Raw genomic sequence first — 5,843 nt, 5'->3', positions numbered from 1 at the left:
GCTATCTGGACAAGTCCATGTCGGCAGCCTACGGGGCCAGGCGTACGGGCGTCACCCGGTAGACATGAAAAAGCCCGGTTCATCGCCGGGCTTATTTTTCTAACAGCGATGCGCCAACGGTATTTTTGACGGTATTCCGATTTTTTGCGACCTTAATTCCATTGTTATTTCAGTTACTTATGAGTCATGTTATGTAGTCGCCGCCTCCACCAAACACCCATTCAAAGACATCCAAAGAAATCCGTAAGCCCGCGTAAATGCGGGCTTTTTCGTTTATATTCCATCCATCGCGATCCTATAGAGTCCGTTGACATCCGGGGTAACTGGGGGCACTTTCGGGGTAATTCAGTTATCCTACAAGGCGTTACCTCCATGCTCTGACCGATACCGCGCCGCGATCCGCAATACAAAGGCCGGGGCAAAGCCGATCAAGCTGGAATGACTGAAAGTCTTACTCCATAAGGCTTTCGTCGATTTCCGATTGACGCCGCCTCAACGAGATGAAAACCGCGTCTGACCTCTTTCGGCGGCGCGTTTTACTTTGGATGTTCACAACTTACGCCGCTTTTCGTGCAACAACACTTTTACCTCGCGCACGTACGCCTCGGAAATCACGCCAGCCGTTTCTGGGCGAACCTGGTCCAGATCACCCGAGAAAGACTTTGATCTGGACATAGAGGGCACGACCGTCACGATCGCCCATATCGAGCGACCTCGAAAGGTATGTGGTGAGTGACGCCTCCAGCGGATCACGTCCAGGTATTGATGCACGACCTCTTCCGGTGGCTGGCGACCGGTGAAGAGCACTCTGATTACCAGTTCCGTGTTTCACTACGAGTTCAAGTTCATCCATCCCTTCACAGACGGCAACGGCCGCATGGGGGACCGTGGCAGACCTTAACCTTCCCGCTGGAATCCCTCGTTCGCCGGCATCCCGGTAGAAAGCCTGATCTATAAGCATCAGGCGAAGTACTACCAGGCACTGCAAAACAGCATGAAGCAAACCGACTCAGCTCCCTTTATCGAGTTCATCCTCAGGATGATCCTTTAGGTGAGGGCGGAAAACTTGCAACACAACAAGTGATAACCTGCCATGGCCTGAATTAGCGTTGGCGTTTCCGGCAGCCGCTCCGGCTTCGGACGGTGGTGCTCGGGGTGCTACACCACATTCGAAAATCCCCGATCCAACACACCCCGAGATCAGCGCCAAGCGCATTCGTCCGGATCGAGCGTGAGCTTTAGACACAGCGAGTACGGCATATCCCACAGATCCGCTCTACCTGGCTTTTCTTTTTTAGGCTTTACAACAACTTATAGACGTCAGAAAAATTTTTTCTATCGGAAGTGCGGGATTAGCCGCGCTCATACGTCATTAGGGATAAGAAGCAACAAAAAAGGAATCGTCATGAGGATCAAGCAAGGCCGCCCCGCCTCTAGCCGAAGGGTCGACCCGAACGGAACTCGAGCCTCGGAATCCGGGACAACGAGCGGACCGGAGTTTCCTTCGGCGCGCTATTTTCAGATTCATTTCGAATATCTCGAGGAGTTGCTCGCCGACGTTCGCCTGCGCCTCGATGCGTTGCGACAGCAAGTCGCCGATTTTCAACAAGATTCCAGTTACAGTCCTGCCGATAACACCGGATGCCAGCCCTCCGGGCAAGACAGCCGGATTGCACGCCAAGTGCCGGAAGAGTGCGGGACGGAGGCACACCGCAACAAATCATCCTCCGTCGGACCGACACTCTCGCTCCAAGGCGTCGACAAGTGCCAGAAGTCGCGGCGCAAGACGACGAGCGCGGTCGCTCCCATATTCGGCACGGTGTCCCGAGAATGAGCACATATTTCTTTTCCGGGGACCCGCCGTTCGATGGTCCCGGAGGTACGCCGGTCACGATGGCTGAGATCCCCGCCACCTGGAAGCGACCGCTCGCGGTGGCTGCCGCCGCCGGATTGGCCGCCGTACTGCACGGTTTGCTTTTCTTCTGGTATCTCGCCCGCCCGGAACCTGTGCCCTTCACCGAAGCCGCGCCGCTGCCGATGATCGACATGGTTCTGTCCGCGCCTCCCGCACCGGCGGTGACCCAGCCGACCGTACCGTCCCCGCCGACACCTCCGAAGGAAGCGAAGAAACCCGATCCCAAGCCGGTGAAAAAACCCAAACCGAAACCGGTGCGCAAGGATTCCGCGGTCAAACAGGTCGAGCCGCAAAAGCAGGAACAAGCGGACACCGCACCGCCAGCACCGGCGGCACCTTCCGCACCGCCCCAAGACCGTGCCGCTGCTCCGCGCAACGACACCTATACGCCGGCCAGTTCGAACGCCAACTATCTGAACAATCCGAAACCGGTTTATCCGGGCATCGCGCGCCGCCGACACTGGGAAGGCCTGGTCCTGCTGCGGGTCTACGTTACCGCCGACGGCCGCTGCGGCGAGTTATCGGTGCAACGATCGAGCGGCCACGACGTATTGGACGAAGCAGCCCTCGAGGCGGTGAAAAAATGGCGCTTCGTGCCCGCCAAGCGCGGTGATGTCGCGCAGGCAAGTTGGGTTACCGTGCCCATCGAGTTCCAATTGGAATGACCCGGATGAGAGGAACGTTTCGTTAGGTGGCTAGGCGCGTCGGGCAGAGCTTTGTCTTTGACGGTCGGCCGTCGCCCGCCTTAACCATCGTTCGGGACTGATCGGTGAGTGATGCTGTGCGGCGAAGTTGCGACAGGCACGAGGGCGCAGAAACCGTGCGGCCCACAACCGCGCGAAACAAACGAAATCACAATCTTAAACGCGAGAGGAGATCATGTTTAACCTATCGGAAACCGCCATTGTCGACGGCACTCTGTGCATGCTCGGCTGTTTTTCTCTGCTGACCTGGAGCGTGATTCTGCTGAAAGCGGGGGAACTCGGTTTGAACAAGCTGCGCAACCATAGCTTTCTGAAAATTGTCAGGAACGGCTCGGAGCTCGGTATCGATCAAGAATCGGTAAGCCACAGCGCGGCTCAGCTCGCCCGGGTGCAGCAGACCGGGCTGAAAACCCTGGCGCGGGCCAAGGTACAATTGGCTTTCCGCGCCGATAAGCATGAAGCCTGGCACGACCTGATCGAACGCGCCATGCGTTTGCAGATTCAAAAGGAGAAGGCCCGGATGGACGCCGGTCTCGGCTGGCTAGCCAGCATCGGCAGCACGGCGCCGTTCGTCGGCCTGTTCGGCACGGTATGGGGCATCATGCACGCCCTCAAGGACATCGGCGCCAAGGGTTCGGCCAGTCTGGAAGTGGTGGCCGGCCCCATCGGCGAGGCGTTGATCGCGACCGCCTTGGGCATTGCCGTGGCGATTCCGGCAGTGATCGCCTACAACTTCTTCCTGCGTCAGAACCGGCGCATCGTCATCGCACTGGACCACTTTGCCAGCGAGTTCCTGCACGCGACAATCCAAGACCATCTGATCCAACAAACGGTGACCGAACATGGCCATACAATTGCCCAATGACGACGACGGCGGCGAAATGAGCGAGATCAACGTCACGCCTCTGGTGGATGTGATGTTGGTGCTTCTGGTGGTGTTCATCGTCACGGCGCCGCTGCTGACCCAGGTGGTTCGGGTCAAATTGCCCAAGACCGAGCAAACCGAACCGGCACCGGACCAACACATCGCCATCCTCAGCGTGAACGCGGAGGGACAGCCGATGCTGGACGACCGTCCGGTGCCGCTGGAATCCTTGGAGGCCGAGTTGAAAGCCCTACAGGAGCGCGATCCCGAGATCGGCATCCAGCTCCAGGCCGATCGGGCGGCAGTGTTCGATGCCGTGGCCAAGGTCATGGCCAGCGCCCAGCGTTCCGGGATAGGCAAGCTGTCGTTCGTGACCGTCCAGCAATGAGAGGGGGTTTTCGGCCGATCGGAACCCCGGAATCCTAGGTTCGTGGCGACGCATGCCGTCAAGCAAAACTTCCGCGACGCTTATTTTGCGGACCACATGTCCTTCCGGCCCAAGTATTGGAGGCTGCTCTTGCGATTCCTCGAATTTGCGGCATCGAAACTCAGCCGTTCCACGCCCGAGATGCAGCTCGTGTCCGGCTCACCGTACGGATCATCGAGGAAGGAGAGCATCACGCGTGTCCCGCAATGATCAGCCGGTTTATCGCCTTTGGCGCCAGCCATAAGCGAATTCAAAATCACGACGTGCCCGGCGTCGGGCACTGTGACGAACCGCTGATTGGGGCCATTCAAGTCCTCTCGAATCGGTATGGCTTCGGCCAGGGGAGTATTCGAGTCGATATCGCTGTTGAGCATCAACGCGGGGGCTCGCGTGTTAGCGTGCAGATCGCTCAATGGATCGCGGTACGCCGGCCAGACCTGCGCATCGGCCAATAGAGCCAGCGAGGGCGCCACGTTCAACCAGGCGTAGAATCCCTCCGCTTCGTTCATGATTTGCGCGAAAGAAGTACCTTCCCACAGCTCCGAAAGCGTGATGTGCGAACTAAGGGGTGCCGAGTACTTCACCTGTTCGTAAGGTACGAAGCCAGGTCCCGGATCGGCCGCGGGCGCTTCCGAATCCGCCGCCGAAAAGAGCGACTCCGAAGAGAGTGATCGGATCAGATGTTCCAGTGCCATAACGTCGTCCGGAACACAGCGATTCAGCCGTAACACCACGGCCGGCATCAATCCTCGCAGGTCGGTCCTCTCAATCATCGTACCGAATAAACTGCGTAAATAGGAACGGGTTAGGGGCGAATCCAGTCGCGCCTGCAACTCCGGGCACAGTTGCCCCTGATCGAGGCGCGCGAAAGTCACGCCGAGAGCGGTCCACGGATCGGCGGCGATGCCGGCCAGGCGCCGACGGCAGTCGGCGTCCTTCGCGCAGCGGTCCATCACCATTCGCGCCGCCGCATTGGTACCGCGTTCAATCGTGTCGTACGCTTCGTACCCGGTTGCGACGATCGAATCGAGAATTACCGCATCGGGCTGCTCACCGCGCAGGGCCAAGTACCGCTGCACCAAATACGTGCCGTAGGAGACGCCGTACACTACCACTTCCCGACCGGGCGGACGTAGCCGGTCGATGATGTGAGCGAGATCACGTGCGGTGTTGGTGACGGTAAAATCCTCGATACCCTCCGGCCAAGCTCGGCGCAACTCGGCCAGGCAGTCCAGCGCATCCTCGGGCGCAACGATCGCCTCGTCAGCCGCGGCGGCACAGTAGAGCGGCGCCGAATTGCCGATGCCGCGCTGCTCGAAGATGTAGTAGTCCCATTCCGGGCGCAGTTCCGCAAAGGATTGAGACTGTTGCGCGAACCCGATGGCCGATGCGCCCGGCCCGCCGGTGACAAACCATAACTGTCCGCGCTTTTCGGTTTCCGGCGCGCTGCCCCGCACTCGCGCAACGAATATCGGAGCCGTTCTACCGGGATTCGAGTATCTGAGCGGTACCGGAATGAAGGCGCATTCCGCGGCTACATCCTTAAATTCCGGGTAATCGGGACACTCGCCCCACTGGATCGACGGCTCGGACGTCGAACCGACAACACCACCGCTGACCGCTAGGACGCACAGGACTAAGGCCAAGTGCAGCGGATTCCTGAGTGAGATTTCGAACCGAAGCGGCATGATTCCTGTCCTTGTCTGAGCTGTCCGTAGTAGTACTCGGATTACAACACCGACGCCTAGGTCCTTCGAGCAGCCCGTCACCGCCCGAGTCTTGCCTGACATCCACATCAATATGTATTAGACGAGCATCCTAGGCAAAAATCGCGATCTGAGGGCACGTTCCCGATCGTCGGCTGGTGCCGGGGGATTCGGTCTCGCGCACTAGGCCGTCCGAAATGTCATTCGCAGCGGAACCGCTTCGCCA

At 58.9% G+C, this 5,843-nt stretch carries 5 protein-coding genes; 4 read left to right on the top strand and 1 reads right to left on the bottom strand.

Annotated elements, in window-relative coordinates; translation table 11 throughout:
• Nucleotides 1–1,405 precede the first annotated feature (1,405 nt).
• The 4 genes from ABJK70_RS18770 (at nt 1,406) to ABJK70_RS18755 (ending at nt 3,872) form a co-directional block, all read left to right on the top strand.
• Nucleotides 1,406–1,834: a hypothetical protein gene (locus ABJK70_RS18770; protein WP_156879401.1), complete on the top strand. Its 429-nt coding sequence runs from the start codon at nt 1,406–1,408 to the stop codon at nt 1,832–1,834.
• Nucleotides 1,831–2,580 (top strand): energy transducer TonB, encoded by a 750-nt coding sequence (locus ABJK70_RS18765; protein ID WP_347258753.1) that lies wholly within the window; start codon nt 1,831–1,833, stop codon nt 2,578–2,580. The genes ABJK70_RS18770 and ABJK70_RS18765 overlap by 4 nt, the downstream gene beginning before the upstream one ends.
• A 214-nt stretch (nt 2,581–2,794) precedes the next feature.
• On the top strand, nt 2,795–3,484 hold the full coding sequence (locus ABJK70_RS18760; RefSeq protein ID WP_077729138.1) for a MotA/TolQ/ExbB proton channel family protein: 690 nt from the start codon (nt 2,795–2,797) through the stop codon (nt 3,482–3,484).
• Nucleotides 3,462–3,872, top strand: a complete 411-nt coding sequence (locus tag ABJK70_RS18755; protein WP_077729139.1) for a biopolymer transporter ExbD — start codon at nt 3,462–3,464, stop codon at nt 3,870–3,872. Before ABJK70_RS18760 ends, ABJK70_RS18755 begins: the two co-directional genes overlap by 23 nt.
• An 80-nt stretch (nt 3,873–3,952) precedes the next feature.
• Here the strand turns inward: ABJK70_RS18755 and ABJK70_RS18750 are convergent, their stop codons facing one another.
• Entirely contained in the window at nt 3,953–5,599 is a 1,647-nt protein-coding gene (locus ABJK70_RS18750; RefSeq protein WP_347258752.1) for a hypothetical protein, read from the bottom strand.
• Nucleotides 5,600–5,843 lie beyond the last annotated feature (244 nt).

Source organism: Methylocaldum sp. (genome assembly GCF_039794385.1).
Classification (GTDB): domain Bacteria; phylum Pseudomonadota; class Gammaproteobacteria; order Methylococcales; family Methylococcaceae; genus Methylocaldum.
Note: the sequence above shows the minus strand (reverse complement) of the source record. Positions and strands in the feature narration are given on the sequence as shown.